Source organism: Neobacillus sp. DFD-2R, assembly GCF_057747865.1.
Map to the genome: position 1 here is coordinate 377601 of NZ_CM173228.1, position 22884 is coordinate 400484.

17 protein-coding genes are annotated in these 22884 nt (G+C 39.1%); 11 read left to right on the plus strand and 6 right to left on the minus strand.

Features of this window, described 5'->3' with window-relative positions; all coding sequences use genetic code 11:
• Positions 1-24: 24 nt before the first annotated feature.
• The 3 genes from AC3ANV_RS01890 to AC3ANV_RS01900 all read left to right on the plus strand — a co-directional run bounded on the left by AC3ANV_RS01890 (position 25) and on the right by AC3ANV_RS01900 (position 2184).
• Positions 25-744 carry a glycerophosphodiester phosphodiesterase gene (locus tag AC3ANV_RS01890; RefSeq protein ID WP_488311999.1) on the plus strand — a complete coding sequence of 240 codons (720 nt, stop codon included), beginning with the start codon at positions 25-27 and terminating at the stop codon, positions 742-744.
• A gap of 29 nt (positions 745-773) precedes the next feature.
• The gene (locus tag AC3ANV_RS01895; RefSeq protein WP_488312000.1) at positions 774-1688 is read left to right on the plus strand and encodes a hypothetical protein; all 915 of its coding nucleotides are present in this window, start codon (positions 774-776) and stop codon (positions 1686-1688) included.
• Between the two features lie 61 nt (positions 1689-1749).
• The gene (locus AC3ANV_RS01900) at positions 1750-2184 is read left to right on the plus strand and encodes a DMT family transporter (RefSeq protein WP_488312001.1); all 435 of its coding nucleotides are present in this window, start codon (positions 1750-1752) and stop codon (positions 2182-2184) included.
• A 295-nt stretch (positions 2185-2479) separates the two neighbouring features.
• On the opposite strand, the gene AC3ANV_RS01905 is transcribed toward AC3ANV_RS01900, so the two are convergent.
• On the minus strand, positions 2480-3751 hold the full coding sequence (locus AC3ANV_RS01905) for a LysM peptidoglycan-binding domain-containing protein (RefSeq protein WP_488312002.1): 1272 nt from the start codon (positions 3749-3751) through the stop codon (positions 2480-2482).
• A 553-nt stretch (positions 3752-4304) separates the two neighbouring features.
• Between AC3ANV_RS01905 and AC3ANV_RS01910 the strand changes: the two genes are divergently transcribed.
• The 3 genes from AC3ANV_RS01910 (at position 4305) to AC3ANV_RS01920 (ending at position 6508) form a co-directional block, all read left to right on the plus strand.
• Positions 4305-5075, plus strand: a complete 771-nt coding sequence (locus tag AC3ANV_RS01910) for a transporter substrate-binding domain-containing protein (RefSeq protein WP_488312003.1) — start codon at positions 4305-4307, stop codon at positions 5073-5075.
• 63 nt (positions 5076-5138) lie between these two features.
• On the plus strand, positions 5139-5783 hold the full coding sequence (locus AC3ANV_RS01915; protein ID WP_488312004.1) for an amino acid ABC transporter permease: 645 nt from the start codon (positions 5139-5141) through the stop codon (positions 5781-5783).
• On the plus strand, positions 5780-6508 hold the full coding sequence (locus AC3ANV_RS01920; protein ID WP_488312005.1) for an amino acid ABC transporter ATP-binding protein: 729 nt from the start codon (positions 5780-5782) through the stop codon (positions 6506-6508). The genes AC3ANV_RS01915 and AC3ANV_RS01920 overlap by 4 nt, the downstream gene beginning before the upstream one ends.
• 130 nt (positions 6509-6638) lie before the next feature.
• Here AC3ANV_RS01920 and AC3ANV_RS01925 read toward each other — a convergent pair whose 3' ends face one another.
• A complete protein-coding gene (locus tag AC3ANV_RS01925; protein ID WP_488312006.1) occupies positions 6639-7412 on the minus strand; it encodes a hypothetical protein in 774 nt (257 codons plus the stop codon).
• A gap of 616 nt (positions 7413-8028) precedes the next feature.
• Between AC3ANV_RS01925 and AC3ANV_RS01930 the strand changes: the two genes are divergently transcribed.
• The 4 genes from AC3ANV_RS01930 to AC3ANV_RS01945 all read left to right on the plus strand — a co-directional run bounded on the left by AC3ANV_RS01930 (position 8029) and on the right by AC3ANV_RS01945 (position 14376).
• Positions 8029-9855 carry an APC family permease gene (locus tag AC3ANV_RS01930; RefSeq protein ID WP_488312007.1) on the plus strand — a complete coding sequence of 609 codons (1827 nt, stop codon included), beginning with the start codon at positions 8029-8031 and terminating at the stop codon, positions 9853-9855.
• A gap of 445 nt (positions 9856-10300) precedes the next feature.
• A complete protein-coding gene (locus AC3ANV_RS01935; protein ID WP_488312008.1) occupies positions 10301-11662 on the plus strand; it encodes an arsenic transporter in 1362 nt (453 codons plus the stop codon).
• A gap of 22 nt (positions 11663-11684) precedes the next feature.
• Positions 11685-12365 carry a DUF2642 domain-containing protein gene (locus tag AC3ANV_RS01940; protein WP_488312009.1) on the plus strand — a complete coding sequence of 227 codons (681 nt, stop codon included), beginning with the start codon at positions 11685-11687 and terminating at the stop codon, positions 12363-12365.
• 502 nt (positions 12366-12867) lie between these two features.
• A complete protein-coding gene (locus AC3ANV_RS01945) occupies positions 12868-14376 on the plus strand; it encodes a DHA2 family efflux MFS transporter permease subunit (protein ID WP_488312010.1) in 1509 nt (502 codons plus the stop codon).
• Positions 14377-16093: 1717 nt separating this feature from the next.
• On the opposite strand, the gene AC3ANV_RS01950 is transcribed toward AC3ANV_RS01945, so the two are convergent.
• On the minus strand, positions 16094-17005 hold the full coding sequence (locus AC3ANV_RS01950; RefSeq protein WP_488312011.1) for a nuclease-related domain-containing protein: 912 nt from the start codon (positions 17003-17005) through the stop codon (positions 16094-16096).
• Between the two features lie 316 nt (positions 17006-17321).
• Between AC3ANV_RS01950 and AC3ANV_RS01955 the strand changes: the two genes are divergently transcribed.
• Complete coding sequence (locus tag AC3ANV_RS01955) at positions 17322-18269, plus strand: L-lactate dehydrogenase (RefSeq protein ID WP_488312012.1); 948 nt, start codon at positions 17322-17324, stop codon at positions 18267-18269.
• A 537-nt stretch (positions 18270-18806) separates the two neighbouring features.
• Here AC3ANV_RS01955 and AC3ANV_RS01960 read toward each other — a convergent pair.
• The 3 genes from AC3ANV_RS01960 to AC3ANV_RS01970 all read right to left on the minus strand — a co-directional run bounded on the left by AC3ANV_RS01960 (position 18807) and on the right by AC3ANV_RS01970 (position 22829).
• The gene (locus AC3ANV_RS01960) at positions 18807-20162 is read right to left on the minus strand and encodes a 2-hydroxycarboxylate transporter family protein (RefSeq protein ID WP_488312013.1); all 1356 of its coding nucleotides are present in this window, start codon (positions 20160-20162) and stop codon (positions 18807-18809) included.
• A 359-nt stretch (positions 20163-20521) separates the two neighbouring features.
• Positions 20522-21232, minus strand: coding sequence for a response regulator (locus tag AC3ANV_RS01965; protein WP_488312014.1), 711 nt, complete (start codon positions 21230-21232; stop codon positions 20522-20524).
• A gap of 19 nt (positions 21233-21251) precedes the next feature.
• The gene (locus AC3ANV_RS01970) at positions 21252-22829 is read right to left on the minus strand and encodes an ATP-binding protein (protein ID WP_488312015.1); all 1578 of its coding nucleotides are present in this window, start codon (positions 22827-22829) and stop codon (positions 21252-21254) included.
• Between the last annotated feature and the right edge of the window lie 55 nt (positions 22830-22884).

The following is a 22884-nucleotide window of genomic DNA, read 5'->3' on the forward strand; positions in this document are numbered from 1 at the left end:
AAGTGAGAGGAAGTGTAGTTAAAAATGAGACGGTCTTTTATTACAGCTCATAGTGGCTGCATGAATACGCCTGAAAATTCCATTCAGTCGGTACTTGAAGGTTTAAAAGCAGGGGCAGAAATTATTGAAGTAGATGTCAGGGCCACGAAAGACCAGGTTGTTGTCCTCAGGCATGATGAATATATTTCCACACCATTCGGAAGCAGTGCGATACAGGAATTAACCTTTAAGGAATTAAAGAATTTTGCGCAAAATGAAGATATTATCCAACTTGAAGCTATTCTACCGCTTATTCTGGAAAATCATCGAATGATCAATCTCGATATTAAAGAGGACAGTGCGATTCATCCGATGATACAAGTAATCGAGAACTATAAGATGAGAGATTCTGTGATTATTAGCGGATGTGAGAAAGAACGGGCGGCTTATTTAAAGATTCATTACCGTCCCTATCAAGTTCTGCTGAATGCCAATGCAAATGCCGGTATTCAGTCTATGAAAATGAATTATGAATCTTTTATTAGAGAAACGTGCCAGGATGCGATAGATGCCTCCTGTTGCGGGATTAATATCAACTATTCACTTTGCCGGGAAGAATTGCTGGATGTTGCCAGAAGGCGCTGCTTGCCTGTTTTAGTCTGGACGATTGATGAACCGCATGCAATGGAGAAATTTTTGAAGATGGGCGTACATTCTATTACTACCCATGAAGTCAAAACATTAATGGAATTAAGAGAACACTAGTCTAAAGGAATCATTAGGAGGACAAGGCTTTGATAGATACGTTTTTATATGAATTTAAAAAGAAAAACGAAAAAATCATTGAATTGACACATGATAATAAAATTTCAGCCATTGAATTCTATAATCTGGGTATTAGGCAGCTTGAGCTATTAAAAAAAGCGGAGCCAACAAATGTATCCTATGTTTCACAACAGGCGGAATTCTATCATTTGGACGGAAATTTGCGCCGAGCAGGAGAGCAGTATCGAAAGGTATTTGAGCTAGATCCGCTTCTTCCTTTAACATTGAAGGAGGAACGGATGATTCAAAAGTTTTGCCCCGTCCTCTTAATTAACCAGAAAGAATGTTTCCCGCTAAAGGATATCGTTGCAGTACATCATCCGGACAAGCCTTTGATTGGGTATCATCTATTTTGGGAAGATGATTATGATTACCCCGATGATTATGAACCATGCGATCATGAAGAGGTTTGGGTGGAATACAATCGGGAAAAAGAAGAAGTGACAAACGTTATGGGCTGGTTCCATGCCAGAGTATTGGAATCGAAAGCGGCAGTCGTTGAGGCGCATAGCAATCAGCAGCGGCCAATGATTCGGATTGAATGGGGAAAGCATGGATCGCTGCTATGCGGATGGGAAAACATGGTGGAGCCATTAACGGGGGTTTCTTTGCCTCAATGGCTAAGGGAAACGTATGAACATGTGAAGACAGGAGGGCGAGTGCCTTTCCATCCATTAAAAAAATACTGGCCTAAAGGATATGATGGAACATTTGAGGAGTACAGCGATTTTTCTGTTCAAGTGGACCCATTGGAATGGCTGGAGAAAAAACCTCTCTGTTTTAAGACAAAATGGGTAAATGCCGTCATATTTACACATGCCCTGCTTTATAATTTCCATGTGAAAATGGAGTGGCCGGACCGTTTCTTTCGGTCTTTACCGTAGCACTGAGCATTATTTAGGTTTTTTGAAGATTAATCACTTTGTAATCGTTAAGGAGTAAATCATGAGTGGGAATCTAACAAGTATATTATTAGCGTTTTCTGCCGGAATATTGGGCGCTTTTCAAGCATCCATAAATGCACAAATCGGTAAAGTATCCGGGCAATATGGCATGATTATAGGTGTATCCCTCGTACAAGTTATTGTAGCCGCTGTGATTTTATTGAGAAGGGGATTCAGTACAATTGCTTCCATTTCCTCGCCATGGATGATAGTAGCCGGGGCATTGGGTGTTATCATGATGTTCAGCGTATCCTCATCCATTCGTTCGATTGGAACACTTTCCGTATTTGTATTAATTATATCAGGGCAAATTATCTCATCCTCCCTCATCGATCATTTCGGATTATTTGGTGCAGCACGTCCCCTCGGTTTACAAAAGATTATTAGTATTGTTGTAATCATGATTGGAGTCTTTTCATTAGTAAAAGCACCTTAAAAGAGACCGGCTTTATAGATTCCGGTCTCTTTCTAATTTCCGTGCCAGTCACTACCCGATTGAATGAATGTTTGAACCGCGAACCATAGTACACTGATTCGTTATATTTCGATAATTTCTGTGAAAAATAGATGACAACTTTTCCAAGAGATTAAAGAGTGAATTGCTTATTAAGTAAAGCTTTGTAGCAAATTTAATCAAACGTTTGATTAAATGGTTTTTTTGTAGAAATTTCTCGGGAAATGTAAGAATTACAGCAAATAGTGGATGGAGCTCTAACCTGCCAATCACATATTTAATGAAGCGAAATTAAAGTCAATTGTTGACCCCTTTTTCCCTTAAGAGTTAGTGTTACTTTTTTTCCTTCTAGTTCAAATAATTCATTTAACATGTTGCCTGATGCCTTTGCCGCATAAGTTCTGCCATCTGACGTGAGAAAACGGAAAGTTCCTTGCGGGTCTACCCCTCCAATTTGAGCGGTTACTTTTAATTCATTCGTATCAGCTGCCGTTACGGCAGGGATGTTGATTTTTTGTCCAATTTTCAACTTGGAAGAGTCTACTGTTGGATTTAGATCTTGAAGGGATGCGACAGAGATACCTAGAGCTTTCCCGATTTTTGTAAACGTATCATCCTTCTTAATCACATACACAGATGAACTTGTGCTTGTGTTGTTGTCATTAACTGCATCATTTTGTGTTTTTGGCGGTTCGTTATTCGTTAAATAGGTATCACTTACAAACGCTGCTTTGCCGTTGAATTGAATCTGAGCCCAGCCGTTAGAAGTTAATTCTACAGACACACGGTCGTTTAATTTAAGTGAACCTAGTAAAGCGCTGTTCGTAGAAGCTGCTTCTCTAACCCGTAACGAGGTTGCTGTTACATACATCGTTTTTGCTTGAGATTTAGCAGCTGCTGAATTTATTGTTAGAAAGTCAGCGCTCACAAAACAAACTCTTCCACTAATAAGAATGCCGGCCCATCCATTTTCTACGTAGGCTACCTTAACAACATCCCCTTTTTTTAAGTTTCCTATAATACTGCTTTCAGTTTTGGGCTGAGACCGAATATTTAGGATTGTGGCGGTAACCGTACTGTTGTTTACTTTTGGTAAAAGAATTTTTTTACCGGCAATGGAAGATAGCCCATTGGCATCTAAAATTTCCTGTGCTGTAACACCATGTTTTGCTGCGATATTTTCAATTGTATCACCGCTTTTTACCTGGTACGTATATTCTTGAATATAGGCTGCATCCGCATTGCTTCCTAAAAAGCCAAGAACAATAGTAAAAATGCCGGTTACGACAAGTTTTTTTACCGGATTTTTTTGAATCCATTGGTGAACCTGTGAAACATATGTATCCCAATTATCACGAATATCTTTTAGGAATCCTTTAATATCTAAGACATTTCGAATATTAAAATAATTCTCGTTGTAATACTCGCGTTTTTCCATCCTTGAAGTAAAAACCGGTTCACTTTTGGTTTGCTTGCTTTTTCCGTGCGTTTCTTTCCTGCTTAGTGCTAATTCTCCATCTGCAAAAATCTCTTTCGTCGTAATAACCAATTCTCCAGCTACCCCCATTATGGTGTAAAATAATCCGTTCACTTATTGACGGGTATATGTTTGTGGTTTTCACTTAACTCTCTATTTTTTACTAAATGTCAGCGATAACAAATATATCCCCATATGTAATATTCGTCAGTCTCTATAAGTTTCTGTCCGTAATTTGTCATAAATAGTCGAAAATAGAATATACTGGACGAATTACCTATTCAATAATAGGTGATCCGAAGCATCGAAAATCATTCAATTGTAGTGTTTGAAGAGAATACGATTCTGTTAAACTATTAACAGTTATTTATTTTTATTAACTATTGATACTATTTAAGAATAACAAAATTCTTTTCCGCGAAAATCAGCAACAAACTTTTTCGCATGATTTCTAGGGGCATCTATATAAGTATTTTAAATATTTAGATATTTGTAATTTCTATATTAAAATGAATTAATATAAAAAATTTCTACTATTTCAAATATTTATTTTTATGTTATAGTATAAAAATGAAATAACTATTTTCATAGTGAAAATAGCACAAAGGAAATGGGAGTGATTTTTGTGAAAAAGTTTGGTTTATTTGGTTTGTTTTTAATCCTTTCTCTTCTTATCGCTGCTTGTAGTTCTAATAATTCTGCAAGTGATAGTGGAAAAGGCGGTAAGGTCTATAAAGTTGGAGTAGATACCACGTATCCGCCGTTTGAATTTAAAGAAGGTAACGAGTATAAAGGAATTGATATTGATTTAATGAATGCAATTGCCAAAAATCAAGGCTTTAAAATCGATCTTTCTCCAATGGACTTTGGCGGAATTATACCTGCCATGCAAGCCAATCAGCTTGATGTAGCGATTGCCGGCATGAGCATTACAGATGAAAGAAAGAAGGTCGTTGATTTCTCAACACCATATTTTAATGCAGGATTAACAGTTGTTGTCAAAAAGGATAATACAACAGTTAAATCCGTTGATGACCTAAAAGGAAAAACGGTTGCAGTTAAAAAAGGAACGACAGGTTCTAAATATGCATTGGATAATGCTACTAAACTAGGAATTAAAGTTGTTCAATTTAATGATAGCCCTGCGATGTTCCAGGAGGTATCAAACGGAAATGCTGATGCACTAATCGAAGATTATCCTGTCATCTCCTATGCAATTGCCCAAAAAGATCTTGGTTTAAAAATCGTGGGTGATCGTTTGAATGGAGACAAATACGGTATTGCCGTGTTAAAAGGACAAGACAAAGATTTATTAGCAAAAATCGATAAAGGACTTGCAGAACTGCAAAAAGATGGAACATACGATAAAATTATCAAAAAATATATTGGTAAATAAGATTTAAATCATCACTAGGCGCGCGCATTTGCGTGCCTTCTTACTTGAAAGGAGATGAATTAAGTGAAAATAATAGCTGCGGCATTGCCAATTTTACTTCAGGGACTTCAAGTGACCCTTTATATTTTTGTAATAGCAATTATACTTGGTTTTTTAATCGGTTTAGTAGTGGCCTTATTGCGACTTGCACCTATTAAAATCTTAAACTGGATTGCAAAGGTTTATGTTGATGCCATTCGTGGAACGCCGTTTATTGTCCAATTGTTTTTTATCTATTTTGGTGTTAACTCATTACACTTGATTTCCCTAAATAGTACGGTTGCTGGGATTATTACCGTGGCCATCAATGCAGGGGCCTATTTTGCTGAGATTATCAGAGCAGGCATCCAATCCATTGATAAGGGACAAACTGAGGCTGCAAGATCAATCGGATTTACCGGTGCACAAACCATGAGGTATGTAGTACTTCCACAAGCATTTAGAAGAATGCTTCCTACCATTACGAACCAGTCAATCATTAGCTTGAAAGATACTTCACTTTTATCCGTCATTGGTATAGCAGATTTAACACAGCAAGGGCAGATTCAAGCTTCGGCGACTTTTGAAGCATTTAAGATTTGGCTGGCTGTTGGTGTTATTTACTTTATTATCATTTACTTGTTAACCATTCTTGCTAATTTCGTCGAAAGGAGAATTCAACTTCGATGAGTATTATAACTGTAAAAAACTTGAGTAAATCTTTTGGAAAAGTAGAGGTTTTAAGAGATATCAATGCAGTAGTGCAAGAAAAAGAAGTCATTTGTGTAATCGGTCCTTCCGGATCAGGGAAGAGTACCTTCCTTCGCTGTTTAAATCGCTTGGAGGAAATCTCAGGCGGCGAGGTAACGATTAACGGTTATGATATTACCGATCCAAAAATTAACTTAAACAAAGTTAGACAAGAAGTAGGTATGGTTTTTCAACAATTTAATCTATTTCCTCATAAAACCGTTTTAGAGAACATTACGCTAGGGCCAATAAAAATTCGCGGTACTGAGAAATCAGAAGCGGAAAAAATAGCGCTGGAACTGCTTGATAAAGTGGGCCTAAAGGAAAAAGCAACTAGTTATCCGGGCGAACTATCCGGTGGACAAAAACAGCGGGTTGCGATTGCAAGAGCACTTGCAATGAATCCAAAAATTATGTTATTTGACGAGCCGACTTCCGCACTTGACCCTGAAATGGTAGGCGACGTTTTAGAGGTAATGAAACAGCTGGCTAAAGAAGGTATGACCATGGTAGTTGTTACACATGAAATGGGCTTTGCCAGGGAAGTGGGGGACCGGGTAATCTTTATGGACGGCGGTTATATTGTCGAAGAAAATGAACCGAATGCCTTATTCGGCAACCCGCAGCACGAACGGACCAAAGCTTTCTTAAGCAAAGTGTTATAGAGATTATTCGGATCAGTAACCCATACATGTGGAGTGCTGTTCACTACTCGTATGAAAAATTAAAAAGAGATGCACAGGTCCTATCGTAATGCCGATAGGGCCTTATTTTTAATATTAAGAGAGAAACCGATCAATCCACGATTTCAAACAACTCCTTAACAAAGAGCCCCTCAAATTTGTTATCTAAAATCCCATAGAAATAGGCAATTGGGTTTCTTACCGGTTGGGCCGTTTTTAGTTTTCGAATGAACTGCTTAAATGCAGCGATGGCGATGGTCAGGACTTTACCCGTTTCTTTTTCATAATTATTTCGATAGGCTGCAATTTGCGTCATCCTCCAGTATTCTTCAATGGTCTTAGCCTCTGAAAAGAAACACTTTACCAGCTGCACGAATGGCTGTGGAACACGGTCGCTTACATAGGTGTAATCAAGATCGGACGGTTCTTCTGTACGTTTATTTATCTTTTGATTATTCGTTTTAGAAAGAATACTAGTTTCATTAGGGCGGGCCAATTTATCCTCTTTGAGTGGTTCATTGGCAGGAAACCGATTAAATACGTAAAGATTGCTGGATTGGGAGCCGTTTTTCCTTTCCGTTTCATAGACGGTCATTATCCCTAAAGCGATGGCCTTTTGGATCATCCTTTTAAAGGTCGAGCGCGAGATGCCATTGTTTCTATAGTCCTCATTAATCGCTTTTAACACTGTTCCAATCTTGGCGTTACACACTCCGGGAATTTTTGCTGAAAAACGAACCAGCCGTTTTATACCGACTAATTCCCCTTTGGTAAAATCGTGCTTATGGGCTTCCATCCACATCTCCATATGATGATTAAACTCCTCAAGATTCGTAAACTGAGAAAATTCTTCAAAACGTTCAATTTGACCTGATTTTAAATTCATTTAAATGCACCACCCTTTTACCCTTTATATATAAATCCGGAGGCAAAAAGGACAGGGGCGTATGAGCATTTTGGTGGCCAATTTGTGACATTTTTTTTAAGCTTTTTGCGGTGGAAATCCTTTATTAGTAGGGTTAGTGTGAACTTTAATCACACGTTTGATTAAGGCTATTTTCGCATAGATTGTTGTTATTTCGTATAAGTTTATCAACCCGTATAATTTAGAAGCTTCGTGGCATCTTTTCGTAAGAATATTTGCGAAAATTGCCTGGAAACTTAGTAAATGAACTTTATTAAGCTTCAAAAGCAACAAAGTTTACGAAAAGAGCCTTGATTAAAAACGATTTTAGTCGGATTTTGATTTTTAACAAAGGTGTCACAAGGGATTGTAACCTTAACCGATCTAATTACATTAACCATTTTATACCCCGGCTGAAAGTCTATCCCATAACTTCTGAAAAATACTTTCCAACACCAAGGGAGATATCATTATTAAGTAAATGAAATTATACCTTAACTTGCTTAAGAAGGGACTAGAGAGGGAAGTATACTCTCATAATCATGTTTATTACGAAAGAGATAAAATCTTTTGCATTAATCCTACGGAGGTAAATGCTATGCGGTATACGATGCTAAAAAGGGCTCTCATTGGAAAGCCACTCAAATCCAGCAAATTAGGGGAACAAAGACTAGGTATATTAAAAGCGCTTGCCATTTTGTCTTCAGATGCCCTTTCTTCTGTAGCTTATGGTCCGGAACAAGTATTAATTGTGTTATCCACGATAGGTTTGGTGGCGTTTTGGTATTCACTACCGATTGGTATTGGCGTGTTAATACTTTTGGCTGCTTTGATTCTTTCGTACCGTCAAATTATCTATGCCTATCCTCATGGCGGCGGTGCCTACATCGTCTCGAAAAGCAATCTCGGGAAAAATACAGGGCTTGTAGCAGGCGGATCATTATTAGTGGACTATATTTTAACCGTGGCCGTTAGTGTCTCAGCCGGAACAGATGCGATTACATCTGCTTTTCCACAACTACATAGTTTTAATGTGATTATCGCATCCTTGTTAGTTGTTTTGATTACGATTTTGAATCTCAGGGGTGTGACGGAATCGGCCTCTGTCCTTGCCTATCCTGTTTATTTATTTGTCTTGGCGTTACTTATCCTCATCGGTGCAGGATTATGGCAAATGGCAAGCGGACAAATACCGGCTCAGTTACATAAGCCTATAGGGACAGCGGTTCCCGGAATTAGCCTGTTTCTATTACTGCGAGCTTTTTCATCTGGCTGCTCAGCACTTACCGGAGTAGAAGCCGTTTCAAATGCAGTCCCTAATTTTAAAGAGCCTGAAGCAAAAAACGCCGTTCATACATTAATATTGATGGGAATTATTTTAGCCATTCTTTTCTCAGGTATTATGTTTTTATCCTATTGGTTGGGAATTTCACCAAATGCCAAAGAAACAGTGGTATCTCAAATGGCTGGTAAGGTATTGGGAAGGCACTTCCTATATTACTTTGTTCAAGGGACAACTGCTCTTATTTTGGTCCTAGCCGCTAACACTGGATTTTCTGCTTTTCCAATGCTGGCCGTTAATTTTGCTACAGACAAGTACATGCCAAGAATGTTTCTTAATCGCGGGGATCGGCTTGGTTATTCAAATGGTATTATCACCCTTAGTGTCGCATCCATTTTACTCATAATCATATTTAGCGGGAACACAGAAAAACTCATTCCATTGTATGCAGTCGGTGTCTTCATTCCTTTCACGCTTTCGCAAACCGGAATGATTGTCAAATGGATAAGAGAGAAACCACCAGGTTGGATGTTTAAATTGACGATTAATTTAATTGGAGCCCTGATAACCTTAACGGTGGTGATCATTTTATTCCTCACCAAATTCTCTCAGGTCTGGTATGTCCTCATTTTCTTACCGCTTATTGTCTATGTGTGTCATGCAATAAAAAGACATTATGAAGCGGTAGGGGAACAACTTAGGGTTATGTCTGATGATGAGCCTTTGTTGCTTGAAGGAAATGTCGTCATAGTCCCGGTTGCTGGAATTACAAAAGTGGTAGAAAACTCCTTGAACTACGCTAAATTAATTGGAGATACAGTAATTGCCGTTTATGTCGCATTTGATCGTGAAAGTGAAAAACGGATGGAGGATAAGTGGAAGGAATGGAAGCCGGAAGTTCGTCTCGTTACACTATATTCGTCTTACAGAAGTTTACTACGACCTGTTGCCCGGTTTATTGATTTAGCTGAGGAAAAGGCTGCTGAAAGCAATTTAACGATATCTGTGCTGATTCCTCAATTTATCACAAAGAAGAGATGGCATGATATTTTGCATAATCAATCAAGTTTACTATTAAGACTTTACTTAATATATCAAAAAAATGTTATCGTAACTACCGTTCCTTATAGATTAAAAAAATAGCTAACCAAAAAAAAGCCGTTCATCCAATGACGGCTTTTTTATTATTAAACACCATTCAACATATGGTGTTTAAACTGCATTAATGTCTTAATAATATTTTCTTTGGCCGTTTGAGGATTTCCTTTGTCCACTTTCTTGAAATCATATCATTTTTAACACTATTTTACAGTTTTGAAAGTAAATACATCAACCGTTAATGGTGCTCATTCGTTGTGAAGCTAAAATTGCTGTATGAATAGATGACATTTGTTTATAGATTCTAGTGGAATTAAGGAAAAACGGGTACAAACCCAATGCATGTCTTACTCATGATACATATAAATACAGTACAACATCACAAGAGGGATAGATGGAGGGGGGGGAGATGAGCGGACGGACCAAAGAGGAGGTACGGTCGTCTCATGAAAACATCATGAAAAACTAAATAGAAAGAAAGGGGAAAAATATGGTTCAACCAATGGTTTGGATCACCATTTTAACATTTTTGGGTACCCTCGGATTTATTCTCTGGAGACCAAAAGGTATTAATGAAGCTATACCTGCTGCAATAGGTGCTTTTATTGTCTTTCTCAGTGGGAGTGTTTCATTATCAGACTTATGGGTTATTACAGATACCATCAGCGGTGCCGCTATTACCATTATGGCAACGATCGTAATGGCCATTGTCTTAGAAAGCTTTGGGTTTTTTCACTGGGTGGCAGAAAAGCTTGCAGCAAAAGCAAAGGGGTCAGGCATTCGATTATTCTGGTATGTCAATCTTTTATGTTTTCTCATGACACTCTTTTTTAATAATGACGGAAGTATTTTAATTACAACTCCAATTTTAGTCATGTTATTAAACAATATGGGCTTAAAAAACCATCAAAAAATTCCGTATTTGCTGTCCGGAGGTTTAATTGCGACCGCTTCAAGTGCTCCAATTGGTGTAAGTAATATCGTAAATCTGATTGCTCTGAAAATCGTTCATATGACTTTGTATTTGCATACTGCGATGATGTTTGTTCCTGCAACGCTTGGTTTACTACTCTTAGTTGGGTTACTGTTCCTTCGTTTTCGCAATATCTTACCGAAAACTGTTCCCACAAGTGTATCGGGTCTGTCACTCCCTTCTTACCATCCACTCAAGCCGGGTCCTAAATATGCTTCGGAGAAGGATCGTTCAAGGTTTATGCGAAACGTCTTACTATTTGTATTTGCTGTCCGTGTCAGCCTCTTTGTCGCATCGTTTTTGTCCATTCCGGTCTCCCTTATGGCTGTCATTGGCTCGCTTGTCCTTTTAGGATGGAGATGGATTTATTTAAAAATACCTCCAGTCGATATGTTGAAAAAAACGCCATGGTATATTATCGTTTTCGCATTTTGTATGTATGTGATCATATACGGACTAAATAACATCGGGCTAACGAACTGGTTGATCGAATTCATGCGCCCTATGGTTTCCGGAAGCCTCCTGCATGCGAGTGTGTTGATGGGGGTACTGCTAACCGTGCTTTCCAATATATTTAATAATCACCCTGCGCTCATGGTGGGAACACTCACATTAACACATATGCATCTGGATCTACTCTCTTTGAAAATTTCGTATCTTGCGAACGTCATTGGCAGTGATATGGGATCTTTACTGCTTCCTATGGGAACGCTGGCTACGCTAATGTGGATGCACATTTTAAAGCGTGGGAAAGTAAGAATTACTTGGTGGGAATATATAAAAATCACAGCTGTAGTTATACCGCCTACTGTATTGTTCACGTTAGTTGTTTTATATTATTGGGTTTCGTGGCTTTTTGGAGGAGTACTTCAAAGATAAGACTATATAAAAAAATAGGAGAATGAAGATGCTTATAGATTTTTCAGATTTAAAAGGAAAAAATATTGAAGTTGAGATTTCCGGCGGCAGTTTTCACAAGGGAATCCTAATCGATTCCGGATTGGATATCGTTGTTATGTACGAGGGAAGAACCCATTCCTTCCTCTACATTCCGTTTGTTCATATTCAAAGATTGAAAGAGGTAAGAATTATGGAAGATGAGACGTCTTACGATCCTCCTTCTGAAAAACCATTTGAAACGGAGGCAATATCTTATCGTAAAATATTAATGAGTGCTAAAGGTTTATTTGTCAAAGTTTACGTCACAGGGAATAAATCTATACATGGCTATCTAACCAGCATCATGAACGACTATTTTGTTTTTCACTCTCCTGCCTACAAAACGATGTTTATTTCGATGAACCATGTAAAATGGCTAATTCCGTATCCACCCAATACCACACCATATTCCTTAGACAATCAGCATCTTCACTTAAATCCGCCTCCGGCTTCATTAGCCAGAACGTTTGAAGAGCAGCTGAAAAAATTAGAAAATCAATTAGTTATACTGGACGGTGGTGACAATCCTGAAAAAATAGGCTTAATCCAAAAGGTTCGAAATAAAAAAGCGATTCTGATAACAGCTGACGGAGAAACGGTTTATCGGAATTTAGAGCATATCAAAACCATACAATTACCGTAAATACTTGAATTAATAAACTCATCTTTAACCAACATAAATAGGTGGGTGAAGTTCACATGTGTAGACAAAATAAACAAAAAGAATAATCCACCCTGTGTTTGCCGACGAGGATGGATTACTCAATTACTTCTAGAGTTGTTTTATTAGACCGTGCCGTTCGAGTCACGGTCTTCTTTATGGTGTACTACCTATTGTTAGCATATGTTTTTTGGTTTCATTTTGTTCAAGGTAGAAAAAATATTGCTGTTATAACTTCACCTGGATGGGACATTCCCTATGTAAGCGTCTGCTTTTACTTGTTAAATGCAAGTAGTTTGCAAAATAGTTTGTACTCTATATATAATAGGGTGCATTGGAAAAATTACATTTGTACGTTCGTTATATTACTTGCGCTGCAATCTAAATGTTTCAATACGCCGTCTTTTTTACATACTAAACAAAAAAGGTGTAATGATCACAATCATCAAGAATATAAAAAATACGTGTAGGGGGGAATTTTTACTTGGACACCACAAAAACAACGACTCAGGCGCTCCGGACAACACCCATTTTTGCTGTTTTGCTTGCGGGGGCTTTTGTCGCATTTTTAAATCAAACGGTCATTAATGTGGCTTTGCCCAAAATTATGGTTTACTTTAACATTTCTGCCGTTACAGCCAACTGGTTGAGTACCATTTTCTTGTTAACAAACGGAATTGTCATTCCGATTACTGCATTTTTAATGGAAAGATATACAACGAGGCAATTATTCTTATTTTCAATCGGGGTTTTTGCGGTTGGAACCATTATGTGTGCGACCGCGGCTACCTTCCCGATGATGTTAGTTGCTCGGGTTGTGCAGGCAATCGGTGCAGGGATTCTTTTTCCATTAATTACAAACGTCATTTTCACTATTTTTCCACTAGACCGGCGCGGGTTTGCAATGGGAATCTTTGGTGTTGCCATGAACTTTGCTCCGGCTGTAGGTCCTACCTGGGCTGGGTGGATTATTGAAACGTATTCATGGCGTGTCATTTTCTATATCATTGCTCCCATTGCTCTTTTAGACTTTTTCATTGCCATTTTTCTTGTGAAAAATGTGACAGAAACGAGGCGCCCTAAGCTGGATGTCCTTGGTGTTATTTTATCAACTATTGGATTTGGCGGTATTCTTTATGGTTTTGCTACAGCCGGTACAAAGGGATGGAGTAACACGGAGGTAGTGACATTGTTAATGATAGGTGCTGTCAGTCTGATCCTGTTTGTTTGGCGTCAGCTGACTGTTAAACATCCAATTTTAGAATTCCGGATTTTCAAATACCGGATGTTTACGCTAACCACTATTATTAATGTATTTGTTACGATGGCCATGTTCTCAGGAATGATTCTAATGCCAATCTATATGCAAAATGTCCGTGGCTTTAGCCCGCTCGAAGCGGGATTCATGCTGTTACCGGGCGGGATTGCGATGGGAATTATGTCACCGATCACCGGAAAGCTTTTTGATAAATATGGAGCTAGATGGTTAGCGATTATTGGTTTAGCGATTACCATAATTACAACCTATGCTCTGACAAAACTCCAGACTGACACCCACTTTTCCTACATTTTGTGGGTTTATACAGTTAGGATGTTTGGAATGTCCATCCTGATGATGCCAATCTTTACAGCCGGCCTTAATGATTTGGGACCCGGTTTAAATAGATACGGTACTGCTATGGTTAATACGTTTAGAATGGTGGCTGGCGCAGTGGGAATGGCCTTTTTTGTCTCGATCATGACGAATCAAGGGGAAAACCATGTTAAATCGTTCATTAGCCAAAATCATATCTTGCCAACCGATAAGGTTCACATGGCCTTGGCAATTAATCGGGGAACGGTCATGGGGATTAATGATGCCTTTATGGTCGCAACCTATCTGACCGTAGCAGCCTTTATATTGTCATTCTTCATTCGGGGGCGTGGCCGTTCCAAAGAGGAAGACGTACCTAATCGCGAAAAACAATTAAAAAAAATACCACAACCGCAGTAAATGGTTAAAAAAGCAAGGGGACATTTCTCTTGCTTTTTTTAGTAAATATCTGAATACAGGTCTCATTCGGACAGGGGGAGGTAAAAAAAGCGAGAGCGAGTCCGAATGCGGGTTTCATTCGGACAGGGGGAGGCCAAAAAAGCGAGAGCGTGTCCGAATGCGGGTTTCATTCGGACAGGGCGAGGTAAAAAAAGCGAGAGCGTGTCCGAATACAGGTCTCATTCGGACAGGGGGAGGAGAAAAAAGCGAGAGCGTGTCCGAATGCGGGTATCATTCGGACAGGGGGAGGAGAAAAAAGCAAGAGCGTGTCCGAATGCGGGTCTCATTCGGACAGGGGGAGGAGAAAAAAGCGAGAGCGTGTCTGAATGCGGGTCTCATTCGGACAGGGAGAGTAGAAAAAAGCGAGAGCGTGTCCGAATACAGGTCTCATTCGGACAGGGGGAGTAGAAAAAAGCGAGAGCGTGTCCGAATGCGGGTATCATTCGGACAGGGGGAGGAGAAAAAAGCAAGAGCGTGTCCGAATGCGGGTCTCATTCGGACAGGGGGAGGAGAAAAAAGCGAGAGCGTGTCTGAATGCGGGTCTCATTCGGACAGGGCGAGGTAAAAAAAGCGAGAGCGTGTCCGAATACAGGTCTCATTCGGACAGGGGGAGGCCAAAAAAGCGAGAGCGTGTCCGAATACAGGTCTCATTCGGACAGGGGGAGGTAAAAAAAGCGAGAGCGTGTCCGAATGCGGGTCTCATTCGGACAGGGGGAGGCCAAAAAAGCGAGAGCGTGTCCGAATACAGGTTTCATTCGGACAGGGGGAGGCCAAAAAAGCGAGAGCGTGTCCGAATACAGGTCTCATTCGGACAGGGAGAGTAGAAAAAAGCGAGAGCGTGTCCGAATACAGGTCTCATTCGGACAGGGGGAGGCCAAAAAAGCGAGAGCGTGTCCGAATGCGGGTTTCATTCGGACAGGGGGAGGCCAAAAAAGCGAGAGCGTGTCCGAATGCGGGTTTCATTCGGACAAGGGGAGGCCAAAAAAGCGAGAGCGTGTCCGAATACAGGTCTCATTCGGACAGGGGGAGGAGAAAAAAACGAAATCCTGTCTGAATACAGGTCTCATTCGGACAGGGCAGGTCAAAAAAAGCGAGAGCGTGTCCGAATTTAAGCCTTATTCGGACAGGGCAAAGCCAAAAAAGCGAAATCCAGTCCGAATACAGGTCTCATTCGGACAGGGGGAGGCCAAAAAAGCGAGAGCGTGTCCGAATGCGGGTTTCATTCGGACAGGGGGAGGCCAAAAAAGCGAGAGCGTGTCCGAATACAGGTTTCATTCGGACAAGGGGAGGCCAAAAAAGCGAGAGCGTGTCCGAATACAGGTCTCATTCGGACTGGGGGAGGAGAAAAAAGCGAAATCCTGTCTGAATACAGGTCTCATTCGGACAGGGCAGGTCAAAAAAAGCGAGAGCCTGTCCGAATTTAAGCCTTATTCGGACAGGGCAAAGCCAAAAAAGCGAAATCCAGTCCGAATGCAGCTCTCATTCGGACAGAGAAAGGCCCAAAAAGCGAAATCCAGTCCGAATGCAGGTCTCATTCGGACAGAGCAAGGCCAAAAAAGCGAAATCCTGTCTGAAAGCAGGTCTCATTCAGACAAGGGAAGACAAAAAAAGCTTAATCCAGTCTGAATGCAATAAGTCTTTAGAGATCTTTATGAAACCTTTAAGTCAAAAAATATATTTATTTATAATAAGTATCTCTTGTATTTCCAAATGAGGTATAGTTTTTCTTTAAAATCCTGCAAAATGTTCGTTTATTTAAATCCGCCTTGCACCACTCGTAGATGCTTTGGGTAGTAATTTTTCGATCTGGGAATAGCAGCCTAAATTCTTCCACATTCCGCAAAATAGCTAGTTCGATCTTTTCATGCCCTCCACACTTTCCGCATACAAAGTCATTATTTTTTATAGAAACCAGAAAGGACTTACAAGTTTTACAATAATTCCCCTTTTGCAGCTGGTCATAAGTATATTCAGGTAATACCGTAAATGGATTTTTAGTTTGATGTAATGAAATTAATTTTTGGGCCAGTTTCTTGTGACCATCATTCAACTTAGATGGAGTTTTGTTTAAATCTTTCAAAAAATGATTTACCTGGGTTGGTAAAATAATGGGTTGGTCTATTGTGGCTTGATATAAGGTGAATTCAGGGTTAATAAAGATAACGGAGGCTTCAACAAGGTAATTTTGCTTGAGGTTTTGGAGCAGTTGGCGAAATAGGGTACCACTTCTTTTTAACTGGTTAACAGGATTCTTATATTCGCGTCTGGTTTTCACGGCATAAAGTTTATCCGATTCTAAGTAACAATCACTTTCAAAATTTTTTATATCCAAAAGGTGAATAAATCCCTGTGAAATAATTAATGTATCAATTTGAAAATAGGAGTTGTTTACTTCAAGCAGCAAGTCATTTATCATATACCTTTCTTCTTGAAGACTTTCTTCTGCCAGAAGGTCAAATTTAACCTCCCCTTCATAGCCTTTTTCCAGGTTTAAATAGTGAAACTTGTCCTCTTCAGTTAACTCCATTCGTGTGTTTAAATAGCGCATAGCCAGCAATTCATCTGATTCAAATCGGCCTTTTAGTAACATAAGCCACTCCCTTTCTTAATCTCTAAGCTCATTTTATAACAAGATTCATCTGAGGAATATGAATATTCTGTTAACATTTTAACAAACCGTGGTGGTAGGAGAATCATTATTAACCGCTCATTGGGTCTGCTCCTTTTAATTGAAAGGAATTAAAAGTTCATAGTTTATTCATAAATAATGTGAAGTGTTTCACAAATACGGTGATATACTAACATTATCAACTTGATGATAGTAAAAACTATTAATACTAACAGCTTTCATTCTTAACTATTTTACAACTAGATAGGAAGTATTCATTAGAAGGGGGAAAATCATTATGAATAACAAAAAGGTAAACCGGGTTGTATTAATTGGAACAGGCGCGGTAGGGTGCAGTTATGCCTATTCTTTGATTAATCAGGGAGTGGCTGAAGAATTAGTTCTAATAGATGTCAATGAAGCAAAAGCTGAAGGCGAAGCGATGGATCTTAACCATGGAATGCCGTTCGCACCTTCACCTTTAAAGGTATGGAGCGGTTCTTATCAGGATTGTGAAAGTGCAGACCTAGTGGTGATTACTGCGGGATTGGCTCAAAAGCCGGGTGAAACCCGATTACAATTGGTTGAGAAGAACACTAAAATATTTAAACAAATTGTCAAAAATATTATGGATAGTGGATTTGACGGTATTTTTTTGGTAGCAACGAACCCGGTTGATATTTTAACCTATGTAACCATGAAAGAATCAGGACTGCCAAAAGAACGGGTTATTGGTTCAGGAACGGTATTGGATACGGCACGTCTGCGTTTTGCCCTTAGTCAGAACTTCAACGTGGACACACGAAATGTTCATGCTTATATCATTGGTGAACACGGGGATACAGAGCTGCCGGTTTGGAGCCATACTTCCATAGGAGTTGAACAGCTTGAAACCGTATTGGCAGGGAAAAATAATTTTAAAAAAGAATGTTTAGACACTATTTTCCTTAATGTTCGTGATGCCGCTTATCAGATCATTGAGCGAAAAGGTGCGACCTACTATGGTATCGGAATGTCCCTTGTGCGAATTACCAAAGCTATTTTAAATAATGAAAACAGCATCCTGACCGTATCCGCCTATTTAAATGGAGAATATGGACATAGTGATGTGTATATCGGTGTCCCGGCTGTCATAAACCGTGACGGCATCAGAGAAGTATGTGAAATTGATCTGAATGAAAAGGAAAAAGAACTATTTAATTATTCCGTTACTGTGCTAAAAGAAACGATGAAACCGGTCATTTAATAGAATGCTAGATGAGATTCGGTTACCTCTATCACACTATTCCTATATTAAAAGCAGGTGACATAATGTCTGTACGTCTTCTTAGTGGCTACCTTCCCGGAAACAAAACAAAAGGAAAAGGGAGCAACAATAAGAAAAACAGCATAGGTTATTCCTAAAAAGAGGGGGTACCAAGTAATTAGTACCACCCTCTTTTTAGTAGCGTTTTTCGGAAAGATTTTAAATAGCTACTAAAGAGGAACAGTGATCATTATAGTAAACAATTTCAGTAAGATACTTACACCCCTGAATATTCTTGAAAGATTCTCTTGCTTCTTTTTCCGTGTTGAACTCATACATTATACATGCTCCATTTGAAAAAACAGTGATAACCCACATTAAAAAAATCCTCACTTTTTCACTTATTTAATTTCGTGTCACTTGAAACTAAACCTAAATGATACCTTCTACATCACGGATCTTACCATGCAGCCTCGATCCATAAAAACAAGGCTGTGAAAGAAGAGACTCCCCAGCCTTGTTGCTTATTTTTACTTTTTACCTAGCCCACATGCCAAAGATAAGGCTTGCAAACACTAAGATGAGAGCCCCTCCAAGACGAGTAGCCAGCTGTGCATACGACATTAAGATCAGTCTGTTAGAAGCACCTAATACTTCAAGGTCACCTGAGCCGCCGCGGTTAACGTGACATAGACCACCGGCAATGGCTGCTTCAATTTCATAGAAGCCAACAACTTTAGCAAAGAACCAACAGCCGATAACAGCTCCAAGAACTGTAAATAATGAAATAACAGCGGTTTGAATGGTAAGTGCATGGACTAGACCGTTAAAATCTGTATAAGTAATACCGACTCCTGCTAAGAAGACGAATAAAAGTTTACCCATCATAAATTCATTTACCTTTTTCAACCCTGCTTTTGCCCGTTCCGGAATGATGTCCAGCGCGTTAGCCACGATTAAAAGAACAACCATATAGGCATAAGGGTGAATGGAGAAAGGACCGATTTTTGGCAGTAAGCCAACACCAATTACATTTGCCAAACCATAGAAGGCAATGGCAACAAATAAACCAAAAGCTCCGTCTTCCATCGTAGCGGTATTTTTTGCTTTTACTTCCTTCGCTTTTTCAGTAACTTGTCCTTTAATTAATTCGCCATTGCCTGTCCATTTCGGCATTTTCTTTCCAATTCCATTTAAAAGAGCACCTATGATAATAGCGAAAACGTTACCAATTGTTAAGATTGCAATTGCAGAAGAATACCAGATTTTTGGATCCTTGTGTGTAACTTGGCCCCAGATTTGACTCATTGGAATGGCACCGGCACCATTGCCTCCACCCATAATTGGAAGAGCATAATTCATTAAGACTTCTTTATAAGGTACGCCAACAATGAAGCCGGCGATAATTGCCATGATAAAGGCAAAAACCGTACCAATGAGAACCAATGGGATAAATCCACCGATAGCCTTGGCTAAAAACTTTCTATTAATAGAGAGAATTGAACTTGTGATAATAACGGCAATAAAAAAGTCAAGCATACCCATATCATCGAAAAGTGTTTTTACCCCGGCGGCTGCTTCTTTAGGAATAATACCTTTAGATACGAAAAAAGATGCGCCCAAGAAAGCAAGCAGGGAACCGCCGCCGAGATAATCCTTCCAGATTGGAAGTGAGTCGCCCACTTTGCCTAAGAAAAATCCAACTGTAAATAGAATGAGAATACTTCCGGCGAAATTGACAGGGAGGGATTTTGTCATTGCCCCAAAAGCAACGACGACTAAACCGGCTAGCCATGCCCATAAAGGCAGCCCGTACATATTAAAATTTATCAAACTTGTTTTTTCAGATACCTCTGGTTGTACGATTACTGGTACTTCTTTTCTTAGTGCCATTCATGTTCCTCCTAAGACTTTAGTAATGATAATAACTAGAATAAACGCTAATGGTTGATCCTGATCTGCTTAGAAGTCTATCTTTGTGTTGCCAGACAGTACCAACAATTGATAAACGAACTTTTAGGTTAGTAAGGATTCGAAAGCGTTTACAACGTACCGTAAAAATAGTTCTTTTCCTTCTCCTTTCCTCTTTTTTTAAAATTATTAAGCTAGTTATAAAATAGCAATTAAGGCTTGAAAAATGAATATTATGAAAATAAGAGTATAAAAGAATATTATTTTATATTTTGAACATTTTGTTCATGGAAAAAATAAAAGGATGGTTGCTCAACTCAACCATCCTTTTAAACTTCATTTTATTTTTTTCGATAGATTCTTTCAGGCCGTCCTACTTCTCCATAAGACAAATCGGCACTGATGTGTTCTTTTGCTACAAGGTATTCTAAATATCGACGGGCGGTGGGGCGACTAATCCCGATTTTCTTTGCAAGTCTTTCTGCATTCAGACCTTCCTCCGATTGATTTAACACCTCTGTTACTTTTTGTAATGTAATCTTATCAATTCCTTTGGGAAGATAAGGGTTGAGCTGCTCTTTTTGACTAATCTTGTCCATTAATTTGTCAATTTCTTCTTGGTTTACATGTTGATTTTCTTTTTGGATCCTTCTTAATCGCTCCCGAAACTCTTGATACTTCTCGAGGGAATTTTTCAAACGATCAAAGACTAAAGGTTTGACGATAAAATCAAAAACGCCGCTGCGAAGAGCCTCTTTGACAGAATTGATTTCACGGGATGCCGTTATCATAATAACATCTGTTTCCTGAAAGTATTGGCGGATAACTTGCAAAAATTCTAATCCGTTCATATCAGGAAAATAAATATCCAGCAATACTAAGTTAGGACGAAGAATGGTTAACTGCTCCTTCGCCTCCTGTTCATCTGTAGCAATACCGATAACTTGAAATCCGGGGACTTTTTCCACCAGTCGGCGGTTAATTTCTGCAATTCGCGTGTCATCTTCGATAATCAGTACGGAAATTAGGTCTTCGATATGTGGGGATGCCATCTTTTAATCTCCTTTTATGCTAAGACTTAGGTATAATCACTGTAAAAATAGACCCACCATCAGGGTTTGGTGAATAGGAAATATATCCATTTAATTTTTGTATAATCTTTTGAACCAAAAATAGGCCAATACCGTGATTTTTCACCTTTTTGGTTGAAAAACCCATTTCAAAAATCCGATCTTGATGTTCCGGTAAAATACCAATCCCTGAATCTTCAACCTCGACCATGAGATCCTTTCCATAATCCGAAAAGAAAATTTTTACCTTTTTTGCGTTAGCCCCGGGCTTCATTACTGCTTCCATGGCATTATCGATAAGATTTCCAATAATGGTTGTCAGACTGTCACGTTTAATCGTTAGCGGGATATCTTTAAAGCTGCTTTCCTGATCGATATCGAAATGGATTTTTAATTCATTGGCCTGATTAAATTTGCCAATGAGTAACCCGCCGATCATGACATCAGGAATTTCCTGCTTAATGAAATTTAATAAATTTTGATGAATATCAAATTCTTGGGCAATGAACTCAATGGCTTCTTGATACGATTGGAGCTGAATAAGCCCGGAAACCATATAGAGCTTATTCGAATACTCATGCGTTTGAGCCCGTAAAGCCTCCGAGTATTGTTTTACCTGAGAAAGTTCTTGGGTTAAACGATAAAGTTCCGATTTGCTGCGGAAACTGGAGACCCAACCGGTAATATTTCCCCTTTTATTCCTTATTGGCAAGTAATTGGCAATGAAGAATTCATCATTTAGCCAAAATTCCTCATCAAATACCTCTTCTCCTTTTTGGATGATATCCAACAAAGGTGAGTAAGGTGACAGGTCTATGATGTTTGCGCCGAGAACATCCTTTTCATTAGACCATTGGAGCATATTTATGGCTTGCTGATTAACCATCGAAATCGTTCCATCTAAATTAACGGCGACAACGCCTTCTTTGATTGATTCTAAGACAGCTTTATTTTCTTGATATAAATGAGTAATTTCTTTTGGTTCCAGTCCAAGAATCGACCGTTTCACTCCACGGGCGATAAGCAGCGCACCGATAATCCCAACGAAAATAACACCCAGAGAGATAAAAATGATTTTATTCCGGTAATTCATGGTGATGTTTTCAATGTCTTGAAGGGAGAAGCCCACTGCTACAATCCCAAGGATTTTCCCATTTAGATCATAAATGGGGACGATTCCTCTCAAGGATGGACCCAGCGTACCTTTCTCCTGTGAAATAACCTCTTTTCCTTTCAGTGCCTCGTCATTATCTTTTCCCACCATATTTTCCCCAATACGGTCCGGAACAGGGTGTGAATAGCGTACTTTCTCCGTATTGCCGATAACGACAAATTCGGCACCGGTTTGTTTACGGATTTTTTCAGCAATGGGTTGAATGATTTCCGCAGGGTCTTTTGTCGCAAAGGCTTGTCTGACTTCAGGAATGTAGGCAACCGTTTCGGCAATCGATAATACCCGATCTCCAAGCTGATTCGTTAAGGATTTGGAAATTAAGGAATGGAAATAAAAGCTAAAAATAAGAATGATAGATAATAATAAAGATAAAATTAATAAAGCTAATTTCGTTTGTAAACGCATTCTTTTCTCCTATATAGATGTTGTTTTTTATGAACAAAATGCACTAAATTCTCTT

Bases quoted from the DNA above. Each gene is read 5' to 3' on its own strand.
- AC3ANV_RS01900 (WP_488312001.1), top strand. From the start codon at position 1,750: ATGAGTGGGAATCTAACAAGTATATTATTAGCGTTTTCTGCCGGAATA.
- AC3ANV_RS01955 (WP_488312012.1), top strand. From the start codon at position 17,322: ATGAATAACAAAAAGGTAAACCGGGTTGTATTAATTGGAACAGGCGCG.
- AC3ANV_RS01960 (WP_488312013.1), bottom strand. From the start codon at position 20,162: ATGGCACTAAGAAAAGAAGTACCAGTAATCGTACAACCAGAGGTATCT.
- AC3ANV_RS01965 (WP_488312014.1), bottom strand. From the start codon at position 21,232: ATGGCATCCCCACATATCGAAGACCTAATTTCCGTACTGATTATCGAA.
- AC3ANV_RS01930 (WP_488312007.1), top strand. From the start codon at position 8,029: ATGCGGTATACGATGCTAAAAAGGGCTCTCATTGGAAAGCCACTCAAA.
- AC3ANV_RS01925 (WP_488312006.1), bottom strand. From the start codon at position 7,412: ATGAATTTAAAATCAGGTCAAATTGAACGTTTTGAAGAATTTTCTCAG.
- AC3ANV_RS01970 (WP_488312015.1), bottom strand. From the start codon at position 22,829: ATGCGTTTACAAACGAAATTAGCTTTATTAATTTTATCTTTATTATTA.
- AC3ANV_RS01950 (WP_488312011.1), bottom strand. From the start codon at position 17,005: ATGTTACTAAAAGGCCGATTTGAATCAGATGAATTGCTGGCTATGCGC.
- AC3ANV_RS01920 (WP_488312005.1), top strand. From the start codon at position 5,780: ATGAGTATTATAACTGTAAAAAACTTGAGTAAATCTTTTGGAAAAGTA.
- AC3ANV_RS01890 (WP_488311999.1), top strand. From the start codon at position 25: ATGAGACGGTCTTTTATTACAGCTCATAGTGGCTGCATGAATACGCCT.
- AC3ANV_RS01935 (WP_488312008.1), top strand. From the start codon at position 10,301: ATGGTTCAACCAATGGTTTGGATCACCATTTTAACATTTTTGGGTACC.
- AC3ANV_RS01940 (WP_488312009.1), top strand. From the start codon at position 11,685: ATGAAGATGCTTATAGATTTTTCAGATTTAAAAGGAAAAAATATTGAA.